The organism is Streptomyces sp. NPDC107546, assembly GCF_055639175.1.
Genome location: NZ_JBVKBA010000002.1, coordinates 134,631 through 155,034 on the forward strand (window position 1 = coordinate 134,631; position 20,404 = coordinate 155,034).

Annotated in this window: 22 protein-coding genes and 1 riboswitch; of the genes, 12 read left to right on the top strand and 10 right to left on the bottom strand. The window is 71.6% G+C overall.

The window, feature by feature from the left end:
- Window positions 1-3: 3 nt before the first annotated feature.
- Window positions 4-762, top strand: coding sequence for an endonuclease/exonuclease/phosphatase family protein (locus ACZ7L1_RS03155; RefSeq protein WP_471433722.1), 759 nt, complete (start codon window positions 4-6; stop codon window positions 760-762).
- Window positions 763-779: 17 nt separating this feature from the next.
- Here the strand turns inward: ACZ7L1_RS03155 and ACZ7L1_RS03160 are convergent, their stop codons facing one another.
- Window positions 780-1,346: a hypothetical protein gene (locus ACZ7L1_RS03160; protein ID WP_471433724.1), complete on the bottom strand. Its 567-nt coding sequence runs from the start codon at window positions 1,344-1,346 to the stop codon at window positions 780-782.
- Window positions 1,339-2,118 carry an alpha/beta hydrolase gene (locus ACZ7L1_RS03165; protein ID WP_471433726.1) on the bottom strand — a complete coding sequence of 260 codons (780 nt, stop codon included), beginning with the start codon at window positions 2,116-2,118 and terminating at the stop codon, window positions 1,339-1,341. Before ACZ7L1_RS03165 ends, ACZ7L1_RS03160 begins: the two co-directional genes overlap by 8 nt.
- Before the next feature lie 162 nt (window positions 2,119-2,280).
- Between ACZ7L1_RS03165 and ACZ7L1_RS03170 the strand changes: the two genes are divergently transcribed.
- The 4 genes from ACZ7L1_RS03170 (at window position 2,281) to ACZ7L1_RS03185 (ending at window position 6,216) form a co-directional block, all read left to right on the top strand.
- A complete protein-coding gene (locus ACZ7L1_RS03170) occupies window positions 2,281-3,018 on the top strand; it encodes a lysophospholipid acyltransferase family protein (protein ID WP_471433728.1) in 738 nt (245 codons plus the stop codon).
- A 54-nt stretch (window positions 3,019-3,072) separates the two neighbouring features.
- Window positions 3,073-4,317 carry a MacS family sensor histidine kinase gene (gene macS / locus ACZ7L1_RS03175; protein WP_471433729.1) on the top strand — a complete coding sequence of 415 codons (1,245 nt, stop codon included), beginning with the start codon at window positions 3,073-3,075 and terminating at the stop codon, window positions 4,315-4,317.
- 50 nt (window positions 4,318-4,367) lie between these two features.
- Window positions 4,368-5,015, top strand: coding sequence for a response regulator (locus ACZ7L1_RS03180; RefSeq protein WP_471434218.1), 648 nt, complete (start codon window positions 4,368-4,370; stop codon window positions 5,013-5,015).
- A gap of 172 nt (window positions 5,016-5,187) precedes the next feature.
- On the top strand, window positions 5,188-6,216 hold the full coding sequence (locus ACZ7L1_RS03185; protein WP_103843037.1) for a 6-phosphofructokinase: 1,029 nt from the start codon (window positions 5,188-5,190) through the stop codon (window positions 6,214-6,216).
- Between the two features lie 80 nt (window positions 6,217-6,296).
- Here ACZ7L1_RS03185 and ACZ7L1_RS03190 read toward each other — a convergent pair whose 3' ends face one another.
- Window positions 6,297-8,183, bottom strand: coding sequence for an anthranilate synthase family protein (locus ACZ7L1_RS03190; protein WP_471433731.1), 1,887 nt, complete (start codon window positions 8,181-8,183; stop codon window positions 6,297-6,299).
- Window positions 8,184-8,284: 101 nt separating this feature from the next.
- A complete protein-coding gene (locus ACZ7L1_RS03195) occupies window positions 8,285-8,347 on the bottom strand; it encodes a trp operon leader peptide (protein ID WP_376395695.1) in 63 nt (20 codons plus the stop codon).
- 101 nt (window positions 8,348-8,448) lie between these two features.
- Here ACZ7L1_RS03195 and ACZ7L1_RS03200 point away from each other — a divergent pair, with 101 nt between their 5' ends.
- A complete protein-coding gene (locus ACZ7L1_RS03200) occupies window positions 8,449-9,801 on the top strand; it encodes a class II 3-deoxy-7-phosphoheptulonate synthase (protein ID WP_471433732.1) in 1,353 nt (450 codons plus the stop codon).
- Window positions 9,802-9,919: 118 nt separating this feature from the next.
- On the top strand, window positions 9,920-10,144 hold the full coding sequence (locus tag ACZ7L1_RS03205; protein ID WP_471433734.1) for a (2Fe-2S)-binding protein: 225 nt from the start codon (window positions 9,920-9,922) through the stop codon (window positions 10,142-10,144).
- 21 nt (window positions 10,145-10,165) lie between these two features.
- On the opposite strand, the gene bfr is transcribed toward ACZ7L1_RS03205, so the two are convergent.
- Window positions 10,166-10,645 carry a bacterioferritin gene (gene bfr / locus ACZ7L1_RS03210; protein ID WP_471433735.1) on the bottom strand — a complete coding sequence of 160 codons (480 nt, stop codon included), beginning with the start codon at window positions 10,643-10,645 and terminating at the stop codon, window positions 10,166-10,168.
- 153 nt (window positions 10,646-10,798) lie between these two features.
- Here bfr and ACZ7L1_RS03215 point away from each other — a divergent pair, with 153 nt between their 5' ends.
- Window positions 10,799-11,431, top strand: a complete 633-nt coding sequence (locus ACZ7L1_RS03215) for a sulfite oxidase-like oxidoreductase (protein WP_471433737.1) — start codon at window positions 10,799-10,801, stop codon at window positions 11,429-11,431.
- 19 nt (window positions 11,432-11,450) lie between these two features.
- Here ACZ7L1_RS03215 and ACZ7L1_RS03220 read toward each other — a convergent pair whose 3' ends face one another.
- The 5 genes from ACZ7L1_RS03220 to thiO all read right to left on the bottom strand — a co-directional run bounded on the left by ACZ7L1_RS03220 (window position 11,451) and on the right by thiO (window position 16,608).
- A complete protein-coding gene (locus ACZ7L1_RS03220; protein WP_471433738.1) occupies window positions 11,451-12,350 on the bottom strand; it encodes a deoxyribonuclease IV in 900 nt (299 codons plus the stop codon).
- A gap of 49 nt (window positions 12,351-12,399) precedes the next feature.
- Window positions 12,400-14,313 (bottom strand): Stk1 family PASTA domain-containing Ser/Thr kinase, encoded by a 1,914-nt coding sequence (gene pknB, locus ACZ7L1_RS03225; protein WP_471433740.1) that lies wholly within the window; start codon window positions 14,311-14,313, stop codon window positions 12,400-12,402.
- 100 nt (window positions 14,314-14,413) lie between these two features.
- Window positions 14,414-15,208 carry a thiazole synthase gene (locus tag ACZ7L1_RS03230; protein WP_103839847.1) on the bottom strand — a complete coding sequence of 265 codons (795 nt, stop codon included), beginning with the start codon at window positions 15,206-15,208 and terminating at the stop codon, window positions 14,414-14,416.
- 3 nt (window positions 15,209-15,211) lie between these two features.
- Window positions 15,212-15,412, bottom strand: coding sequence for a sulfur carrier protein ThiS (thiS, locus tag ACZ7L1_RS03235; RefSeq protein WP_471433741.1), 201 nt, complete (start codon window positions 15,410-15,412; stop codon window positions 15,212-15,214).
- Window positions 15,409-16,608 carry a glycine oxidase ThiO gene (gene thiO, locus ACZ7L1_RS03240; protein WP_471433743.1) on the bottom strand — a complete coding sequence of 400 codons (1,200 nt, stop codon included), beginning with the start codon at window positions 16,606-16,608 and terminating at the stop codon, window positions 15,409-15,411. The genes thiS and thiO overlap by 4 nt, the downstream gene beginning before the upstream one ends.
- Window positions 16,606-16,718: riboswitch (TPP riboswitch) on the bottom strand. Its footprint overlaps the gene before it by 3 nt.
- A 124-nt stretch (window positions 16,719-16,842) precedes the next feature.
- On the opposite strand from thiO, the gene ACZ7L1_RS03245 reads away from it, so the two are divergent.
- The 4 genes from ACZ7L1_RS03245 (at window position 16,843) to metF (ending at window position 20,396) form a co-directional block, all read left to right on the top strand.
- Complete coding sequence (locus ACZ7L1_RS03245; RefSeq protein WP_471433745.1) at window positions 16,843-18,069, top strand: NAD(P)/FAD-dependent oxidoreductase; 1,227 nt, start codon at window positions 16,843-16,845, stop codon at window positions 18,067-18,069.
- Window positions 18,070-18,149: 80 nt separating this feature from the next.
- Window positions 18,150-18,515: an Rv2175c family DNA-binding protein gene (locus ACZ7L1_RS03250; RefSeq protein ID WP_471433746.1), complete on the top strand. Its 366-nt coding sequence runs from the start codon at window positions 18,150-18,152 to the stop codon at window positions 18,513-18,515.
- Window positions 18,516-18,703: 188 nt separating this feature from the next.
- Window positions 18,704-19,354 carry a thiamine phosphate synthase gene (gene thiE / locus ACZ7L1_RS03255; RefSeq protein ID WP_471433748.1) on the top strand — a complete coding sequence of 217 codons (651 nt, stop codon included), beginning with the start codon at window positions 18,704-18,706 and terminating at the stop codon, window positions 19,352-19,354.
- 118 nt (window positions 19,355-19,472) lie between these two features.
- Window positions 19,473-20,396 carry a methylenetetrahydrofolate reductase [NAD(P)H] gene (gene metF / locus ACZ7L1_RS03260; RefSeq protein WP_471433750.1) on the top strand — a complete coding sequence of 308 codons (924 nt, stop codon included), beginning with the start codon at window positions 19,473-19,475 and terminating at the stop codon, window positions 20,394-20,396.
- The last annotated feature ends 8 nt before the right edge of the window (window positions 20,397-20,404 follow it).

Consider the following 20,404-nt stretch of genomic DNA (forward strand, 5'->3'; position numbering starts at 1 on the left):
CGCATGGCGACCTCCGACCCGCTGCTCCCCGACTCCCGAACCGAAGCCGACGGATCCGCCGTCCTCCGGGTGCTCAGCTACAACATCCGGTCGATGCGCGACGACACGGACGCGCTCGCGCGCGTCATCCGCGCCTGCGCCCCCGACCTCGTGCTCGTCCAGGAGGCCCCACGTTTCTTCCGGTGGCGCAAGAAGCTCGCCCGGCTCGCGGCGGCCTCCGGTCTCGTGATCCTCTCGGGCGGCGCCACCGCCGCCGGACCGGCCCTGCTCTGCTCGCTGCGGGCCACCGTCGAGCGCACCGAGGACGTCCTGCTGCCCCTCACCCCCGGCCTGCACCGCCGCGGGTTCGCAACGGCGGTCGTGCGGTTCGGCGGCGCCCGGCTCGGCGTCATCGGCTGCCATCTGAGCCTGCAGGACGACGAGCGCTACGAACAGGGCGGCATGCTCCTCGACCGCCTCGCCGCGATGGGCGTCGAGCACGCGATCGCGGGCGGCGATCTCAACGAGACCCCCGACGGGCCCACCTTCAAGCGCCTCGCCGCCGACCTTCAGGACGCCCGGGCCACCGCTCCTTGGGGCGGCGAGCACACCTGGACCCGCTCCGGCCCCCCACGCCGTATCGACGCCGTCTTCGCCACCCGCGGCATCGAGGTCCTCGGCTGCGGGGTCCCCCTCGGCCACCCCGGCGTGACGGAGCGGGACCTCACGGCGGCCACGGACCACCTTCCGGTGCTCGCCGCCCTCAGGGTCCCCGCCTCGTAGGGGATCGGACCACCGCGTCAGACCACCGCGCCGCGACCCGGTTCGTCGTCCCCGTCGTCGTCCGTCCTCATGCGTACGACGAGGGTCGCGAAGCCGCCCAGGAAGCCGCCGACGCCGAGCGTGGCGAGCCACCAGCTCATCTCCCAGCCCAGCACCACCGCCAGCAGAAGCAGCACCGGGCCGCCGATCACCGAGAGCCACGCGAACTTCGCCGTCGTGTCCGTCGCGGGCAGCGGCGGCGGCTCCGGCGGTACGAAGTGGCCCTCGTCGGCCTCGTCGAAGTCGTCCTCGGACGGCTCCGGCGGCGCGTAGTCCCGAGGGCCCACCCCGGGGGCGAAGGACACCGAGCTGCCCAGCGGCTTCACCGGTCCGTCCTTCGTCTCGTCGTCCTTGAACGTGACGCTGTTCGGCTCCCAGTCGGGCAGCGCCAGGTCCTCGACCGGCTTGAACGGCTTCGAACCCGGCGGGTCCGGCGGCTCCTCGCCGTAGCCCGCGACGATCGCCGCCCACGCGGCCTCCTCGTCGAAGGGCACACCCTTCTCGTCCGGCTCGCGGTCCTCGCGGTCGGAGTCGTGCTCAGCCACCTGCGGCCGTCCCTTCCTTGCCGACACTGCTCGCGAGCCGGCCGATGAACGCGTGACTCTCCTCGAAGATCCGGTCCGCGTCGTGGTCCAACGTCGCCACGTGGTAGCTCTGTTCCAACAGGATCTCCCGCACGTCCGTGGAGGAGACCCGGCTCAGAATCCGGGCCGAGTCGGCCGGCGGCACCACGTGGTCCTGCGGGCTGTGCAGGAGCAGCAGCGGCTGGGTGACCTGCGGCAGCTCGCCGTCGACGACCCGGAAGAAGTTTCGCAACGAGTGCGCCGCGTGCAGCGGCACCCGGTCGTAGCCCAGCTCCACGCTGTCCGGCTTGGCGATGTCGCTGGCGATCCCCTTCGTCGTCCGCACGAGGTGGCGGGCGACCGGCAGGGCGTACGCGGACAGGCCGTGCACCTTGTTCGCCGGGTTGACCACGATGACGCCGCTGACCGCGTCCCCGTGCCTGGCGGCCAGCCGGAGGGCCAGGGCACCCCCCATGGACAAGCCGGCCACGAACACCTGCGCGCAGCTCCGGAGCAGGGCGCGCAGCTCGCGGTCCACCTCTCCGTACCAGTCCTGCCAGCCGGTGAGCTGCATGTCCTCCCAGCGCGTGCCGTGCCCGGGCAGCAGCGGCAGCGAGACGGTGAGGCCGCGCTCGGCCAGATGCTCCGCCCAGGGGCGCAGCGACTGCGGGGAACCGGTGAAGCCGTGGCAGAGGAGGACGCCGATCTCCCCGCCCTCGTGGCGGTACGGCTCGGCTCCGGGGAGGACCGGCACGTCGGTCTCCTGTTCATGAAAAGGGGCTGGGCACGTCGATTGCAGGTACTTCACCGTACGCGACGGCACTGACACCGACCAGGGTCGTCGGATCCTTTGTCGGCGGGCCGCGTTAAGGTCTGATCTACAGACACAGGAGGCACTCGGTTGTTGTACGGCGCGATGAAGGTATCCATCGGGGGGCCGCTGAAGCTCGCCTTCAGGCCGTGGGTGGAAGGCCTGGAGAACGTTCCCGCCGAGGGCCCCGCGATCCTGGCGAGCAATCACCTGTCCTTCTCGGACTCGTTCTTCCTGCCCGCGGTGCTCGATCGCAAGGTGACCTTCATCGCGAAGGCCGAGTACTTCACCACGCCCGGTGTGAAGGGCCGGCTGACCGCCGCCTTCTTCAAGGGCGTCGGTCAGCTTCCCGTCGACCGCTCGGGAGCGCGCGGCGCGGGTGAGGCCGCCATCAAGAGCGGCATCGAAGTGCTGGAACGCGGCGAGTTGTTCGGCATCTACCCGGAGGGCACGCGCTCGCCCGACGGCCGTCTCTACCGGGGCAAGCCCGGCGGCCTCGCGCGCGTGGCGCTCGCGACCGGGGCGCCCGTCATCCCGGTCGCCATGATCGACACGGAGAAGATCCAGCCGCCGGGGAAGGTCGTCCCCAAGCTGATGCGGCCGGGGATCCGGATCGGCAAGCCGCTGGACTTCAGCCGCTACCAGGGCATGGAGCACGACCGGTTCGTGCTCCGCGCGATCACCGACGAGGTCATGTACGAGATCATGAAGCTCTCTGGCCAGGAGTACGTCGACATCTACGCGACCGCCGCCAAGCGGCAGATCGCGGAGGCTGCCAAGGCGGAGAAGCAGGCACAGAAGGACGCGCAGAAGGACGCGGGGAAGGGACCGACGGGCTCTTAGGACACGGCCCTTACGGGCTGGGGTGGCGGGGAACGGCCGAGGAAGAGGGGGGACATGGCCAAGCGCGAGCGTGTCATCAGGATGTCCGTCGAGCAGCCGCTGTGGCGCGCCCTGGCCGGGTACCGGGTCCTGACGATGCTGTACGCGATCGGGTTCTTCGCGACCGCCTACGACACGTTCACCCGGCCCTGGCCGGCGATCGCGTACTACGTGGTGCTGAGCGTGTGGACCCTGGCCACGCTTCCCCGGGTCGCGAACGCGGCGAGTTGTACCAGGTGGTTCCTGGCCATCGACCTCACCATCGCGCTCACCGGCATCCTGCTCACCCCCGTCGCCGACTCGCACGAGCGGATCGCCTCCGGCGGCCCGACCCTGCCGTCGATATGGACCGCCGGGTCGGTCCTGGCGTACGCGCTCAAGGGCGGCTGGCGCTGGGCGGCCTTCGCCTCCACACCGGTCGCCGTGGCGAACCTGGTCGAGCGAGGCTCCCCGGCCCGGGACACCGTGCACAACGTGGTCCTCGTCTGGGTCGCCTCCATCGCGATCGGCTACGTCGTCGAGGTCGCCCGCGCCTCCGAGCGCACCCTCGCCCGCGCGCTGGAGATCGAGGCCGCGACCCGGGAGCGGGAGCGGCTGGCCCGGGGCATCCACGACAGTGTGCTCCAGGTGCTCGCCATGGTGCAGCGGCGCGGCACCGCGCTCGGCGGCGAGGCCGCCGAGCTGGGCCGGCTGGCCGGGGAGCAGGAGGTGGCGCTGCGCACCCTGGTCTCCGGGGGCCTGGTGCCGCCGTCGCGGGTGTCGGAGGACACGGCGCTCGGCGCGGTCGTCCGCGCCGTCGACGAACCGGACGCCGAGGAGGGCCCGGTCGATCTGCGCACCCTGCTCGCCCGGTACGCGGGCGCCCGGGTGACGCTGTCCGAACCGGGCTGCCCGGTGCCGCTCGCCCCGGCCGTGGCACGGGAACTGGCCGCCGCTGTCGGTGCCGCCCTGGACAATGTCCGCCGGCACGCGGGGGAGGGCGCCCGCGCCTGGATCCTGGTCGAGGACGAGCCGGAGGGGATCGTGGTGACCGTGCGGGACGACGGGCCCGGCATCCCGGAGGGACGCCTCGCCCGGGCGGAGGAGGAGGGACGCCTCGGAGTGGCGCAGTCGATCCGCGGCCGTCTGCGCGACATCGGCGGCACGGCCGAGTGGATCTCGGTCCCGGGTCAGGGCACGGAAGTGGAACTGAAGCTACCGAAGGCCGTGAGGGACGGGCAGGACCTCAGGGACGCACGGGGGAAGGCGGAGCAGCGGTGACGGAGAGCGGCACGACGACGGACGAGCGGGGGCAGGGCCCGGTCAGGGTCATGGTGGTCGACGATCACCCCATGTGGCGGGACGCCGTCGCACGTGACCTCGCCGAGTCCGGGTTCGACGTCGTCGCCACCGCCGGGGACGGTGTGCAGGCCGTGCGCCGGGCCCGGGCCGCCTCGCCGGACGTGCTCGTCCTGGACCTCAACCTGCCGGCCAAGCCCGGCGTCCAGGTCTGCAAGGAACTGGTCGGCGCCGATCCGGCGCTGCGCGTGCTGGTGCTGTCGGCCAGCGGCGAGCACGCGGACGTGCTGGAGGCCGTGAAGTCGGGTGCGACCGGCTACCTGCTGAAGTCGGCGTCCACTCAGGAGCTGATAGACGCGGTGCGCCGCACGGCGGTCGGCGACCCGGTGTTCACCCCTGGCCTCGCGGGGCTCGTCCTCGGCGAGTACCGCCGCCTCGCCTCCGAACCGGCCCCCGCAGCCGGCGCGGACGAGCCGAAGGCACCGCGGCTGACCGACCGTGAGACCGAGGTGCTGCGTCTGGTCGCCAAGGGCCTGAGCTACAAGCAGATCGCCGAACGCCTGGTGATCTCGCACCGCACCGTGCAGAACCACGTCCAGAACACCCTGGGCAAGCTCCAGCTGCACAACCGGGTGGAGCTGGTGCGGTACGCGATCGAGCGGGGACTCGACGGCGAGTAGGCCGTAGCGGACCGCCCGGTCAACCCCTGGAGGGATATCCCGCTTTCGAGTGGATTGACGGTGATCAACTGCCGGACAATTCACCGGAATTGACCTTCACACCCATGCCGAAGTGACCTGGGTCACTATTAGCGTGACCTGCACCAGGCAACCGCGGCGAAGGGACATTTCCATGCGGGTCGGAGTACTGACCGGAGGCGGCGACTGCCCCGGGCTCAACGCCGTCATCCGGGGCATCGTGCGCAAGGGCGTGCAGGAGTACGGCTACGACTTCGTCGGCTTCCGGGACGGCTGGCGGGGTCCCCTCGAAGGCGACACCGTACGGCTCGACATCCCCGCCGTGCGCGGCATCCTCCCCCGCGGCGGCACCATCCTCGGCTCCTCGCGCACCAATCCCCTCAAGCAGGAGAACGGCATCCGCCGCATCAAGGACAACCTCGCCAAGGAGGAGGTCGACGCGCTCGTCGCGATCGGCGGCGAGGACACCCTCGGGGTCGCGGCGCGGCTGTCCGACGAGTACGGCGTCCACGTCGTCGGCGTACCCAAGACCATCGACAACGACCTGTCCGCCACGGACTACACCTTCGGCTTCGACACCGCCGTCAACATCGCGACCGAGGCGATCGACCGCCTGCACACCACGGCGGAGTCCCACATGCGGGTCCTCGTGGTGGAGGTGATGGGCCGTCACGCGGGTTGGATCGCCCTGCACTCAGGGCTCGCCGGCGGCGCCAACGCCATCCTCATCCCCGAGCAGCGCTTCGACGTCGACCAGGTGTGCGCCTGGGTGACGTCCCGGTTCAAGGCGTCGTACGCGCCGATCGTGGTCGTGGCCGAGGGAGCGATGCCGAAGGACGGCGACATGGTGCTCAAGGACGGGTCGCTGGACTCCTTCGGGCATGTCCGCCTCTCCGGCGTCGGCGAGTGGCTGGCGAAGGAGATCGAGAGGCGCACCGGCAAGGAGGCCCGGACGACCGTGCTCGGCCACGTCCAGCGCGGCGGCACGCCCAGCGCCTTCGACCGCTGGCTCGCCACCCGCTTCGGCCTGCACGCCATCGACTGCGTCCGCGACGGCGACTTCGGGAAGATGGTCGCCCTGCGCGGCACGGACATCGTCCGAGTCCCCCTCTCCGAGGCCACCGCCAAGCTGAAGACGGTCGACCTGAAGCTGTACCAGGAGGTCGGCGTCTTCTTCGGCTGACGCCGCACAGCGAGGAACCCGGCCGGGGCGGTCCCACCCCGGCCGTGTCCTCCCCGCCTGCTACAGCGTGGGTCGCCCCGCTACAGCGCCGGCCGCCGCTCCGCGAACGGGCTCGTGTCCGCGGCGGCCAGCCCGCCCAGCAGCTGCCGTACGACGCCGGCGCCGCCCACCGACAGCACCGACTCCGGGTGGAACTGCACCCCGGCGAACCCGGGCCCGCGCAGCGCGTGGACCTCCCCGGTCGCGCTGCGGCTGACCTCGACGCCGTGCGCCACCAGCTCGGCCGCCACGTCGTCGTCGCAGCGCGCCACGAAGCTGTTGTAGAAGCCGACGGTCTCCCGCCGCCCGAACAGGTCGATCTCCGTCTGGGCGCCCTGGTACGGAACCTCCTTGCGGACGATCTCCAGGCCCAGCTCGGCCGCGATCAGCTCATGGCCCAGGCAGACGCCCAGCACCCCGTGCCGGTGGCCCCTGAGGACCTGGGCCGTCAGCTCCCGCAGGAACCGCATCTTGGGATCGGCCAGGTCCGAGGGGTCGCCCGGCCCCGGCCCGAGCACCACGGGACCGGAGTGCGCGAGCACCGCCTCCTTGAGCCCCGGCTCGTCGTACCGCCGTACGGTCACCTCCAGACCGGTCGAGCGCAGGACGTGCGCGAGCATCGCGGTGAATGTGTCCTCGCCGTCCACGACGAACGCGTGCCCGGTCAGTTCCGAGGCCCGTTCCTGCATCCGCAGCCAGAACGGGGCGAGTTTCTCCCGCCGTCCGTCCAGCGCCGCCCGCACCCGCGGGTCCTCCGCCAGGTTCGGCCGTACGTGGTCCTCGCGCGGCCGCCCGGCCCGTACCCCCAGCGCCGCCAGCACCCCGGCCGCCTTGGCGTGGGTCTCCGCGACCTCGCTCTTGGGGTCGGAACCGCGCACGAGCGTGGCCCCGACGGGTACCCGCAGCCGTCCGTCGGCGGCGATGTCGGCGGTGCGGATCAGGATGGGGGAGTCAAGGGTCTGCGCGCCTCCGGCGTCCCGGCCGAGCAGCGCCAGCGCGCCCGCGTAGTAACCCCGGCCCCCGACCTCGTGCCGCTCGATCACCCGGCAGGCGTTCTGCACCGGTGAACCGGTGACGGTCGCCGCGAACATCGTCTCCTTCAGCACCGCGCGCACGTCGAGCGTGGACTTCCCGCGCAGTTCGTACTCGGTGTGCGCGAGGTGGGCCATCTCCTTCAGGCGCGGTCCGACGACGACCCCGCCCATGTCGCCGACCGTGCACATCATCTTCAGCTCCTCGTCGACGACCATCGACAGCTCCTCGATCTCCTTGCCGTCGGCGAGGAAGCGGAGCAGGTCCGCGGGGGTCGGGCCGTCAGCGGGATAGCGGTAGGTGCCACTGATCGGGTTCATGACGACGGTTCCACCGGACATCCGTACGTGCACCTCGGGGCTGGCCCCCACCAGAGTCCGGTCACCGGTGTATACGACGAAGGTCCAGTACGCGCCGCGCTCCCCGACCAGCAGCCGCCGGAAGAGCGCGAGGGCGTCGGCCCGGCCGAACTCCGGGATCCGGCCCTCGTACGTCCGCCGGATCACGAAGTTGGCGCCCTCGCCACGCCCGATCTCCTCCTGAAGCACCCGCCCGACGATCCCGGCGTACTCCTCGTCGGCGACGTCGAAGCCGCCGTCCTCGACCCGGACGTCGTGCCGAGGCAGCTGCGCCAGCGCCTGGTCCAGGGGGATCTCGTACGACTGCTCGGGCGTGAGCGCCAGCAGCGGTGTGCCGTCGTCGCGGACGTCGAAGCCGCGCTCGCGGATCTGTCGGTACGGGACGAGGGCGAGGGCCTCCCCGGGCAGGTCGGCCAGGCGCTCGAAACGGCCGACCGGGCCGGTCAGCACCTCGACGGTGTCGTGCTCACGCCCCGGGGTGCGGCGGCGCAGCAGGGCGAACGGGCGGGGGTCGTCCAGCAGGTCGAGCAGGTTCATGGGCGGTGCCCTTCTCGGTGAGGTGAGAGGGAACGGCCCGGTCGCGAGAACGCCGAAGGCCGCCCCTCGGGCGGCCTTCGCGAAGTCGTGCGTACGCGCAGTCAGTGGGCCGCCGGAGAAGCGGTCCACCACCAGTTCTGGTTCTGGGTCGAGTGCGCGAACATGCCCCGCACCCTACACCCGATCCCCGCCCCGGGCGGGACGAGCCGTCTCAACAGTCGAGCGCACCGATAAGCGGTGGACACGACCCCGTAATGTTTAGGGGGTGACCGTGAACGCTAAGACCAGCCCGAGCGCTGGCAACACCTGGCGAGACCTGCCCGCGGCGCAGCAGCCCGAGTACCCCGACCCCGAGGCTCTGCGCAAGGTGATCGCGGACCTCGCGTCGTATCCGCCGCTCGTCTTCGCGGGCGAGTGCGACCAGCTGCGCGCCCGGATGGGAGCCGTCGCCAGGGGCGAGGCGTTCCTGCTCCAGGGCGGCGACTGCGCCGAGGCCTTCGACGCGGTGTCCGCCGATCACATCCGCAACAAGCTCAAGACGCTGCTCCAGATGGGCGCCGTGCTCACGTACGCCGCCTCGGTGCCGGTGGTGAAGGTCGGCCGTATCGCCGGCCAGTACTCCAAGCCGCGCTCCAAGCCGACCGAGACCCGCGACGGGGTGACGCTGCCGGTGTACCGGGGCGACTCCGTCAACGGCTTCGAGTTCACCGAGGAGTCGCGGATCCCGGACCCGGAGCGCCTGAAGAGCATGTACCACGCCTCGGCGTCCACGCTGAACCTGGTGCGTGCCTTCACCACCGGCGGCTACGCCGACCTGCGCCAGGTGCACGCCTGGAACCAGGACTTCGTGAAGTCGTCGCCGTCCGGTCAGCGCTACGAGCAGCTGGCGCGCGAGATCGACAACGCACTGAACTTCATGCACGCCTGCGGGGCCGACCCGGAGGAGTTCAAGACCGTCGAGTTCTACTCCTCGCACGAGGCGCTGCTGCTCGACTACGAGTCTGCGCTGACCCGCACCGACTCCCGTACCGGGCAGCTGTACGACGTCTCGGCGCACATGGTGTGGATCGGTGAGCGCACTCGGCAGATGGACGGCGCGCACATCGAGTTCGCCTCGAGGATCCGCAACCCGATCGGCATCAAGCTCGGCCCGACCACGACGGCCGAGGAGGCGCTGCGGTACATCGACCGCCTCGACCCGGACCGCGAGCCCGGTCGGCTGACCTTCATCGTCCGCATGGGCGCGGACAAGATCCGCGACCGGCTCCCCGAGCTGGTGGAGAAGGTCACGGCGTCCGGCGCGGTGGTGGCCTGGGTGACCGACCCGATGCACGGCAACACGTTCGAGGCGGCCTCCGGGCACAAGACCCGCCGCTTCGACGACGTGCTCGACGAGGTCAAGGGCTTCTTCGAGGTCCACAAGGGGCTCGGTACGCACCCGGGTGGCATCCACGTGGAGCTGACCGGCGACGACGTCACCGAGTGCGTGGGCGGCGGTGACGAGATCTTCGTCGACGACCTGCACCAGCGCTACGAGACGGCGTGTGACCCGCGGCTGAACCGCAGCCAGTCGCTGGACCTGGCGTTCCTCGTCGCGGAGATGTACCGGGACCAGTAGCCTGCGGGCGCCGACCGACGAGAGTGGGGCGCGGATCACACGATCCGCGCCCCACTCTGCTGTTGCGCTCCCGGTAGGGAAGGTAAGGTTAGGTTTGCCTTATTGATCTCGGCGGGAGGTGCACCGCGTGTACGTCTGCAGTTGCTTCGGCGTCACCGAGCAGCAGGTGAGGCAGCACGCGCAGGACGGCGCCTGCACCCCGCGGCAGATCGCCTCCGCCTGCAAGGCGGGCACGGACTGCGGTTCCTGTGTACGCAGGATCCAGGCGCTCTTGGGGCGCGGCGCGTGCCCTCGTCCTGAGATCGCCGAGCCGGTGCTCTCCGGCCTGGAAGAAGCCGCCTAGCGCCGCCCGGCGCCCGCGGCGCTAGCTCTCCGGCTGTTCGATGACCTGGGAGATGTACAGCGCGTCGCCCAGCTTCTCCAGCAGGTCCAGCTGGGTGTCCAGGTAGTCGATGTGGTGCTCCTCGTCCGCCAGGATCGACTCGAAGATGTTCGCGGAGGTGATGTCGCCCTTCTCCCGCATCACCTTGATCCCCCGCCTGAGCCGGTCGATCGCCTCCACCTCGATCTGCCGGTCCGCCTCGAACATCTCCCTGGCGGTCTGCCCCACCCGCACATGGAAGAGTCGCTGGTAGTTCGGCAGGCCCTCGAGGAAGAGGATGCGGTCGGTGAGCACCTCCGCGTGCTTCATCTCGTCGAACGACTCCCGCCGCGTGTACCTGGCGAGCTTGTACCACCCGAGGTTCTCCTGCATCTTCGCGTGCAGGAAGTACTGGTTGATCGCGGTCAGCTCACCGGTGAGCTGCTCGTTGAGGAATTCGATGACCTCTGGGTCGCCCTGCATGGCGGGGGTCCTTCCGGGCGGGGGACGGGCGGGCTGCGCCGCATCATGGCACTGGCGCCGAAGAGCGTCCAGTAAGTTCACGCTTAGTCTGAGATGTCCGAATTGAATCCGGGCTGGTCATGTGCACCCTCCGCGGTCTGTCAGGATGGAGTCATGGGTCATCCGGTGGAGCGCGAATCTGGAGAAACGGCACGGTCACAGCTTCCGCCGGGACAGCGACTCCAGCGGGGCTGGCCGGTCACGCACTACGGTCCCGTGCCCAAGTTCCGCCCCGAGCGCTGGGAGTTCCGGGTCTTCGGCGCCACCGCGGACGGCGGGAAGCACTGCTGGAACCACGAGGAGTTCACGTCGCTGCCGTACGCGACCGTCGTGGCCGATCTGCACTGTGTGACGAAGTTCAGCATGGTCGGCGCCGAATGGGGCGGCATCCCGGCCCGTACGATCCTGGAGATCGCCCCGCCCGCGCCCACGGTCACCCACGTGATGGTGTGGGCGGAGTACGGGTTCAGCTCCAATCTGCGCCTGTCCGACTTCGCCTCCGACAGCACCATCTTCGCCACGCACAAGGACGGCGAACTGCTCACCGCGGAACACGGCTTCCCGCTGCGCCTGATCGTGCCGCACCTTTACGCCTGGAAGGGCCCCAAGTGGGTTCGCGGCGTCGAGTACATGACCACCGATCGGCGCGGCTTCTGGGAGGAGCGCGGGTACCACAACATCGGTGACCCGTGGAAGGAGCAGCGCTACTCCTACCAGGAGGGGCCCGGGGACGGCCCCGAACTCTGAGGTCCAGGGCGGCAGCGGGTCAGCCGTCGCGCAGCTTCTTCAGCCGTTCCACGTCCGCCGCGTGCCCTTCTTTGCGGCCGGGCGTCTCGATGATCAGAGGCACGCCCTCGGTGGCCGGGTGCGTCATCAGCGCGCCGAACGGGGCCTCGCCGATGTGGCCGGCGCCTATGTTCGCGTGACGGTCCCGGTGGGCGCCGACCGCCTCCTGGGAGTCGTTCGCGTGGATCAGCTTCAGCCGGCCCTCGCCGACGGTGTCCACCAGCAGGTCCAGCGTCCGATGCGCCCCGTCCGGCCCGGTCAGGTCGTGCCCGGCCGCGAAGATGTGACAGGTGTCCAGGCAGACACCGAGCTTGGGGTGGGCGTCCAGGGCTTCGAAGTACGGCCCGAAGTCCCAGGTGCGGGAGCACAGTGAGGCGCCCTGGCCCGCGGTCGACTCCAGCAGCAGCCACGGGTCGTCGTCGTGCGTCAGCTCGTCCAGCAGCGGCAGCATGCGCTCCCGCACCTGCTTCAGCGCCACCGAACGGTCCCGGCCGCCGGTCGCGCTGCCGGTGTGCACGACCACGCCCCGCGCCCCGATCCGACGGCCCCGCCGCAGCGAGTGCCTCAGCGACTCCACCGACCTGTCCACGGTCGCCTCGGTGTGCGAGCCGAAGTTGATCAGGTATGGAGCGTGGACGTACACCGGGATCGACTCGGCGGCGCACACGGCCTGGAACTCCTCGTCCTGACGCGGACTGCCGGCGGGCGTCGCCCAGCCGCGCGGGTTGGCCACGAAGACCTGGACCGTCTCCGCCCCGATGTCACGGGCGTAGGCCAGCCCGACGGAGTTCAGCCCACCGGCCACCGGGACGTGACTGCCGATCGGGTTGCGAGAGGGGCCAAAGGGGCCGAGGGCGTCACGGGACTGCTCAGTGCTCACCCCCCAAGGGTGTCACGTGCTGCCGGGCCGCCCGTCCTCGGCCGGTCCGCTAGCGGATCTTGATGGTGATCGTCGATCCCTTCGGCGCCTTGTCCCCGCCCTTGACCGACTGGCTCTTCACCGTGTCGCCGAACAGGCCCAGCAGACCCCGGTCCTCCTCGACCTGGAAGCCGGCGGCCTCGAGTGCCTTCTTCGCGTCGTCGACGTTCTGCCCGGTGACGTCCGGCACCTCGACCATCGGTCGGCCCTTGGAGATCGTCAACGTGACCGTGTCGCCCCCGGCGGCCTGCTGCCCCCCGTCCGGCGACTGCCGGGCGACCTTTCCGGCGTCGTACTCCGAGGTGACCTGCGTGTCGGCGATCCTCACCCGCAGGCCCGCTTCCTGGAGCTGTGACGTGGCGTCGTCGATGGAGGCGCCCCTGACGTCGGGCACGTCCACCGGGCTGCCCTTGCTGACGGTGAGCGCGATCGCCGAACCGCCGTGCCGTTCGGTCCCCGCCCCGGGATCGGTGCCGATCACGGAGCCCTTGGGCACGTCCGCGCTGAACGCCTGTGTGACCATGCCCGGCACCAGGCCGTCCTTCTTCAGCCGGGCCTGCGCCTGGTCCAGCGGGTAGCCCTTCAGGTCGGGCACCTGCACTGTCTCGGGACCGTCCGAGAGCGTCAGCGTCACCGCGTCGTGAGAGCGGATCCGCGCACCCACCGCCGGATCGGTCCTGATCACCGTGCCGCGCTTCACCGTGTCGCTGTAGGCGTGTCTGACCTGCTTGACCTCGAGACCGGCCTCCTTCAGCCGGGCCCGGGCCTCGGCCTCCGTCTTCGCCAGGAGCGGCGGGACCTTGGTGAACTGGCCCGAGTTGATGTACCAGACCCCCGTGCCGACACCGAACACCACCAGCACGGCGAGGACCAGCGCGAGCAGCCCGCGCCGGGGTCGCGGCGAGCGCCGAGGCGGCTCGGGCGGCGGGGTCTGAAGCCGGCTCGTCCGGTTGAGGACTGCCTCGCGGTCCTCGCCCACGGGATGGGCCGGCAGCAGGCGAGGGATCACGCTCGTGCGGTCCTCGGCGTTGTCGTGCTCCGCGGCGATGGCCCCCGGCGGCACGGCGTCCAGCTGCTCGTCGGTCAGCGCGCCACGGGCCTGAAGCACCTGACCCAGCAGCGCCACCGCGTCCGCCGGGCGCAGCTCGGGGTTGCGCGCGGTCGCGGACGCGACCAGGTCGTCGAGTTCGACGGACAGCCCGGGCACGACAGCCGACGGCGGGGGCACGTCCTCGTTCAGGTGCCGGTAGAGCACCTGGGCGGGGGAGTCGCCGTGGTGCGGCTTGGCGCCGGTCAGCATCTCGTGGAGGACGACCCCGCACGCGTAGACGTCGACCCGCGGGTCGGCCGCGCCGTGCTCGACCTGCTCCGGGGCGAGGTAGGAGACGGTGCCGAGGACGGCGCCCGTGGTACTGGTGACGGTGTCGACGGACCGGACGAGACCGAAATCGGCCACCTTGACCCGGCCGTCGTCACCTATGAGGACGTTCTCCGGCTTCATGTCCCGGTGCACGAACCCGGCGCGGTGCGCGGCCCCCAGGGCGGCCAGCACCGGTTCCAGGATGTCCAGGGCCGCGCGCGGCTGCAGCGCCCCGCGCTCGCGCAGCACGTCGCGCAGGGTGCAGCCGGCGACGTACTCCATGGCCAGGTAGACGTACGACCCGTCGGCACCCTGATCGAAAACCTGCACGACGTTCGGGTGGTCGAGACGGGCGACCGACTTGGCCTCGCGTATGAAGCGCTCGACGAACGAGCCGTCGGCCGCCAGCGTCGGGTGCATCACCTTCAGCGCGAGCACACGGTCCAGGCGGGTGTCCAGGGCCCGGTAGACCGTGGCCATCCCGCCGACCGCGATCCGCGCGTCGACGCGATAGCGGCCGTCGAGCACCTGCCCGACGAGAGGGTCCTGAAGGGTCGTATCCACGCTGGTGAGTCTACGAGGGCGCACTGTCACCCACCGTCCGCTGCGGGGATACCGGCGCCCGACTGCAGCCGACCTGTGACGCGGCCTCCCCCGGTCCGGCTCAGAAGGCCGGCAGCTCCGGGTCCAGCCTGGCCATGCCCTCCATCGGCGACGACGCCTCCGCGAAGTGCCGGCGCGGGATACGGCCCGCCCGGCGGGCGAGCCTGCCGGCCTCCACCGCATGCCGCATGGCCTCCGCCATCAGGACCGGCTCCTGCGCCCGCGTCACCGCCGAGGCGAGCATCACACCCGCGCACCCCAGCTCCATCGCCAGCGCCACGTCCGACGCCGTGCCCGCGCCCGCGTCCAGGATGACCGGCACGCGCGCGTGCTCCACGATCAGCTGGAAGTTGTGGGGGTTGCGGATGCCGAGCCCGGACCCGATCGGGGAGCCGAGCGGCATGATCGCGGCGCAGCCGACGTCCTCCAGCTTGCGGGCGAGAACGGGGTCGTCGTTCGTGTACGGCAGCACGGTGAAGCCGTCGTCCACCAGCGTCTCGGCCGCCTCCAGCAGCTCGATCGGGTCCGGCAGCAGGGTCCGCTCGTCGGCGATGACCTCCAGCTTGACCAGATCCGTGCCGAGGGCCTCGCGCGCGAGGCGGGCGGTGAGCACGGCCTCGCCCGCGGTGAAGCAGCCCGCGGTGTTCGGCAGGACCCGGATGCCCAGCTTGTCGAGCACGGACAGGACCGAGCCGTGCACCGAGGCGTCGACGCGCCGCATCGCGACCGTCGTCAGCTCCGTGCCGGACGCCACCAGCGCCCGCTCCAGCACATCCAGGCTGGGCGCACCACCCGTTCCCATGATCAACCGGGACGAGTAGGTGGTCCCACCGAGGACGAAGGGATCGTCAGCCATGGGTCAGCCTCCTTGGACGGCGGTGAGGACCTCGACGCGGTCTCCCTCGCTGAGGGACGTCGACGCCCACTGGGCGCGCGGGACGACGGTTTCGTTGACGGCGGCGGCCACGCCCGAGGGGGCAGCGGTCAGGTTCCGCACCACCGCGTCGAGCGCGACACCCGGGGTGACCTCGTGGGTCTCCCCGTTGACCGAGATGTTCATACGGGCTGCTCCGTGAGTGCGGCGGCGGTGAAACGCCGGGGGGTGAAGGGGCGGGCCTCCCGAGGAAGCTCACCGGTGGTCAGCACGTGCGCCATGACGTCCCCGGTGACCGGGGTGAGCAGGACACCGTTGCGGTAGTGGCCGGTGGCCAGCAGCAGGCCGTCCAGCCCGGTGGGGCCGAGCAGCGGCGCGTTGTCCGGGGAGCCGGGGCGCAGTCCCGCCCGCGTCTCGGTGAGCGGCAGCTCGGTGATCCCCGGCACCAGCTCGTGCGCGTCCCGCAGCAGCTCGTACACCCCGCCCGCGGTGACCGTGGTGTCCCAGCCCAGCTCCTCACTGGTCGCGCCGACCACCAGCTCGCCGTTCTCACGCGGCACGAGGTAGATGGCGCCACCGCGGACGACGGCGCGCACCGTACGGCTCAGGAACGGCGCGTACCGCTCGGGCACGGTCAGCCGCAGCACCTGGCCCTTCACGGGACGTACGGGCGGCAGGACGTCGTCCGGGACGCCCGCGAGCCGCCCGCTGAGGCTGCCCGCGGCGAGGACGACCTGCCCGGCGGCGAGCTCGGTGCCGTCGGCGGTCCGCACCCCGCAGGCCCGCTCCCGCACCATCGTGAGCCGCTCGGCCCACACCCGGTGGAAGACCACCCCGGCGCGTTCACAGGCCGTCACCAGGGCCGCGGCGAGGCAGCGCGGGTCGATCTGGTGGTCGCCGTCGACCCTGAGCCCCCCGCGCACGCCCGGTGCGAGCATCGGCTCCAGACGGCGGCACTCCCGCCCGCTCAGCCACTCCGACTCCAGCCCCGAGCGCTGCTGCAGGGCGTGCAGTTCGCGCAGCTCGGCGCGGTCGTCGGCGTCGAGCGCGACGGCGAGCGTGCCGCAGCGGCGGTAGCCCAGGTCCCGGCCGGTGGCCTCGGTCAGTTCGGCGGCGAAGTCCGGGTAGCGGCGCGCGGAGGCGAGATTCAGGGCGAGCAGCGTCTGCTCGCCGTAGTGCAGCTCGGTGACCGCGGCCAGCATCCCGGCGGCCACCTGCGCGGCTCCGCCGCCCGGCTCCGGATCCACCACGGCGGTGACGAACCCGCGCTGCGCCGCCCGCCAGGCGGTCACCAGACCGATGATCCCGCCCCCGATGACGAGGACGTCCGACACGGTCGACGCATCGCGCGAAGTCGACGGTTCGTCCGGTGTACGCGACATGGGCGTCCAGCCCCTCCCTTCGCCGGCATGACCCGGATCAGGTTCGTACGGTCGGAGGCCGTCCCAGCCTCCCTCTCAGCCCGGTGCGCCGGGCTCCCGTGAGTGCTTACGGTGGCAACCCTAGCCCTCGGAGCGCCGCCCTTGTAAGGCAGCCTCCGCCCGGCCCGGGGCTGTGCAGGACGTCACTCAGCACGCCCCCTGACTGACAATTCGTCAGTTGTCTATGGTGATCAGGTGAGCGAGCAGACGCAGGCACGGGGCGGTACGGCACGGCGCGTCGTCGTCGTGGGCGCGGGCATGGCCGGGGTGCAGACCGCGGTCGCCCTGCGGGAACAGGGCTTCACCGGCGGCGTGACGCTGATCGGCGCGGAGCCGCACCAGCCGTACGACAGGCCGCCGCTGTCCAAGGCGGTGCTGCTCGGCAAGGCCGAGGGCTCCGCCTTCGACGTCGACTTCGAGGCGCTGGACATCGGGCTCGAGCTGGGTCGCGAGGCGACCGGCCTGCGCCCCGATGACCATGAGCTGGACACCGAGCGGGGCCCCGTCCCGTACGACGTCCTGGTCATCGCGACCGGGGCGGAGCCGATCCGGCTGCCGGGTGCGGAGGGCGTCCCCGGGGTGCATCTGCTGCGCACGCTGGACGACGCCGAGCGGCTGCGGCCGGTGCTCGCCCTTCAGCACGACATCGTGGTCGTCGGCGCGGGCTGGATCGGCGCCGAGTTCGCCACCGCGGCACGCGAGGCGGGCTGCGCGGTGACCGTGGTGGAGGCCGCGGACCGGCCGCTCGCGGGAGCGCTGCCCGCGGAGGTGGCGGCGCCGATGACGGCCTGGTACGCGGACAGCGGGGCCGAGCTGCGCACACACGCGCGCGTGGCGCGCATCGAGCCGGGCGCGGTCGTGCTGGACGACGGCTCCCGGGTGCCGGCCGGGGCGGTGGTGGTGGGCATCGGGGCCCGGCCCGCCACGGCATGGCTGGCCGGGTCAGGGATCGAGCTGGGCGTGCACGGCGAGGTGCTGGCCGACGACCATCTGCGCACCTCGGTGCCGGACGTGTACGCGGTCGGTGACTGCGCGTCCTTCCCGTCGGGCCGCTACGAGGAGCGCCTGCTCGTCCATCACTGGGACAACGCCCTCCAGGGTCCGCGCACGGTGGCCGCGAACATCATCGGCCAGACACCGGTGGCGTACGACCCGGTGCCGTACTTCTGGTCGGAGCAGTTCGGCCGGTTCGTCCAGTACGTGGGCCACCACGCGTCCGCCGACACGACGGTGTGGCGCGGCGACCCCGAGGGCGCGGCCTGGACGGTCTGCTGGCTGCGCGAGGGCCGTCTGGTGGCCCTGCTGGCCGTGGGCCGCCCCCGGGACCTGGCGCAGGGCCGCCGCCTGATCGAATCGGGCACCCCCATGAACCCCGCACTGCTGTCGGACCCGTCCCGCCCACTGAAGGAGGCGACGGCCTAGGACGCAACCACCCTCTCCGCCTAACCCCGCCGGAGGCGCTCCGCTTCCGACTGTCAGTCCGGGATGGCACGCTTGATCCCGTGACCGAGATTGACGCAAAGATCGATGCTCTCGTCCCCGCCTGGCTCACCCTGCCAGACATCGCCGACGCCCTCGGCGTGGAGGTGACCCGCGTGCGGCAGTTGGTCAAGGAGGGCCAGCTCATCGCCGTCCGCCGAGGCGAGAACAAGGCGCTGCACGTCCCCGCCGCCTTCATCGACGGGGACAAGGTGGTCAAGGGCCTGTCCGGCACCCTGACCCTGCTGCGGGACGACGGCTTCACGGTCGAAGAGATGATCGAGTGGCTCTTCACCTCCGACCCGACCCTGCCCGGCACCCCCGCGCAGGCTCTCAGCGAGAATCGCGGCACGGAGGTGAAGCGCCGCGCGCAGGCGCTCGCCGTCTGATCGAGCCGGCCTGATCGGACCGGGCGACCCGATCGGACCTGACCCGATCGGACCGGTTCCGGTCCGATCAGGCCGGCACACAAGAACAACCGTCCGGCGTACGGGCCGCGGGCCAGGGACACGCCCCGGCTCCGGCCGACCGCGCCCCGCCGCGGCCCGTACGCCACCGACAACGGGGGAACACCACCGTGCCCGACACCGCCCGTACCGCCCGGCTCGCCGACGCCCGCCTCTATCTGTGCACGGACGCACGCAAGCGCCAGGGCGACCTCGCCGAGTTCCTCGACGTGGTCCTCGCCGGCGGCGTCGACATCGTGCAGCTGCGCGAGAAGGGCATGGAGGCCGCCGAGGAGCTGGAGCACCTCCAGGTCCTCGCCGAGGCCTGTGCCCGCCACGGCAAGCTCCTCGCGGTGAACGACCGCGCGGACGTGGCCCACGCCGCCCGCCCCGACGTCCTGCACCTCGGCCAGGGCGACCTCCCCGTCCCCGCGGCCCGCGCCATCCTCGGCGACGACATCCTGATAGGCCGCTCCACCCACTCCGAGGCGGAGGCCGAGGCCGCCGCCGTCCAGGAAGGTGTGGACTACTTCTGCACCGGCCCCTGCTGGCCCACCCCCACCAAGCCCGGCCGCCCCGCCCCCGGCCTCGGCCTGGTCCGTCACACCGCCGCGCTCGGCATCGACCGCCCCTGGTTCGCCATCGGCGGCATCGACCTGGGCAACCTGGATCAGGCCCTCGAGGCCGGCGCCCGCCGCGTGGTGGTCGTCCGCGCGATCACGGAGGCGGACGACCCCGGCGCGGCGGCGGCGGAGTTCGCCAAGCGGCTGCGCGCCGCGTAGGAGCGCCCGGAGGCCGGTCCTGCGCCGTGTTGTCCGATGGGTGGACAACAAGTCGACAATTCGGGCAAATCCCGGGCGTCCGGTTGGGGGACCGCCGAGCCCTGGCTAACCTGCGACTATGGCCCTCGGAACTGCATCCACGAGGACTGATCGCGCACGGACCGTGCGCGACATCCTCGCCACCGGCAAGACGACGTACTCGTTCGAGTTCTCGGCGCCGAAGACCCCCAAGGGCCAGCGGAACCTGTGGACTGCGCTGCGAAGGGTCGAGGCGGTCGCCCCCGACTTCGTCTCCGTCACGTACGGCGCCGGCGGGTCCACCCGTGCGGGCACGGTCAAGGAGACCGAGCAGATCGTCGCCGACACGACGCTCACCCCGGTCGCCCACCTCACCGCGGTCAACCACTCCGTCGCCGAGCTGCGCAACATCATCGGCCAGTACGCCGACGCCGGGATCCGCAACATGCTCGCGGTGCGCGGCGACCCGCCCGGCGACCCCATGGGCGAGTGGGTGCCGCACCCCAGGGGCCTGACCTATGCGGCCGAACTCGTCCGGCTCATCAAGGAGTCGGGCGACTTCTGCGTGGGCGTCGCCGCCTTCCCGGAGATGCACCCCCGCTCCAGAGACTGGGACACCGACGTCGCGCACTTCGTCGACAAGTGCCGGGCCGGCGCCGACTACGCGATCACGCAGATGTTCTTCCAGCCGGAGTCGTACCTGCGCCTGCGCGACCGGGTCGCCGCGGCCGGCTGCGACACCCCGGTCATCCCCGAGGTCATGCCCGTGACCAGCGTGCGGATGCTTCAGCGGCTGCCCCAGCTCAGCAACGCCGCCCTCCCCGGCGGCCTTGAAGAGCGGATCCTCGCGGTGAAGGACGATCCGGCGGCGGTACGCTCGGTCGGCATCGACTTCGCCACGGAGTTCTGTGCGAGGCTGCTGGCCGAGGGGGTCCCCGGACTGCACTTCATTACACTCAACAGCTCCACGGCGACGTTGGAGATCTACGAGAACCTGGGCCTGCACCACCCGCAGCGGGCCTAGACCGCCGC

Bases quoted from the DNA above. Each gene is read 5' to 3' on its own strand.
- ACZ7L1_RS03155 (WP_471433722.1), top strand. From the start codon at position 4: ATGGCGACCTCCGACCCGCTGCTCCCCGACTCCCGAACCGAAGCCGAC.
- ACZ7L1_RS03170 (WP_471433728.1), top strand. From the start codon at position 2,281: ATGAAGGTATCCATCGGGGGGCCGCTGAAGCTCGCCTTCAGGCCGTGG.
- macS (WP_471433729.1), top strand. From the start codon at position 3,073: ATGGCCAAGCGCGAGCGTGTCATCAGGATGTCCGTCGAGCAGCCGCTG.
- ACZ7L1_RS03180 (WP_471434218.1), top strand. From the start codon at position 4,368: ATGGTGGTCGACGATCACCCCATGTGGCGGGACGCCGTCGCACGTGAC.
- ACZ7L1_RS03185 (WP_103843037.1), top strand. From the start codon at position 5,188: ATGCGGGTCGGAGTACTGACCGGAGGCGGCGACTGCCCCGGGCTCAAC.
- ACZ7L1_RS03190 (WP_471433731.1), bottom strand. From the start codon at position 8,183: ATGAACCTGCTCGACCTGCTGGACGACCCCCGCCCGTTCGCCCTGCTG.
- bfr (WP_471433735.1), bottom strand. From the start codon at position 10,645: ATGCAGGGCGACCCAGAGGTCATCGAATTCCTCAACGAGCAGCTCACC.
- ACZ7L1_RS03215 (WP_471433737.1), top strand. From the start codon at position 10,799: ATGGGTCATCCGGTGGAGCGCGAATCTGGAGAAACGGCACGGTCACAG.
- ACZ7L1_RS03230 (WP_103839847.1), bottom strand. From the start codon at position 15,208: ATGGCTGACGATCCCTTCGTCCTCGGTGGGACCACCTACTCGTCCCGG.
- thiS (WP_471433741.1), bottom strand. From the start codon at position 15,412: ATGAACATCTCGGTCAACGGGGAGACCCACGAGGTCACCCCGGGTGTC.
- thiO (WP_471433743.1), bottom strand. From the start codon at position 16,608: ATGTCGCGTACACCGGACGAACCGTCGACTTCGCGCGATGCGTCGACC.
- metF (WP_471433750.1), top strand. From the start codon at position 19,473: ATGGCCCTCGGAACTGCATCCACGAGGACTGATCGCGCACGGACCGTG.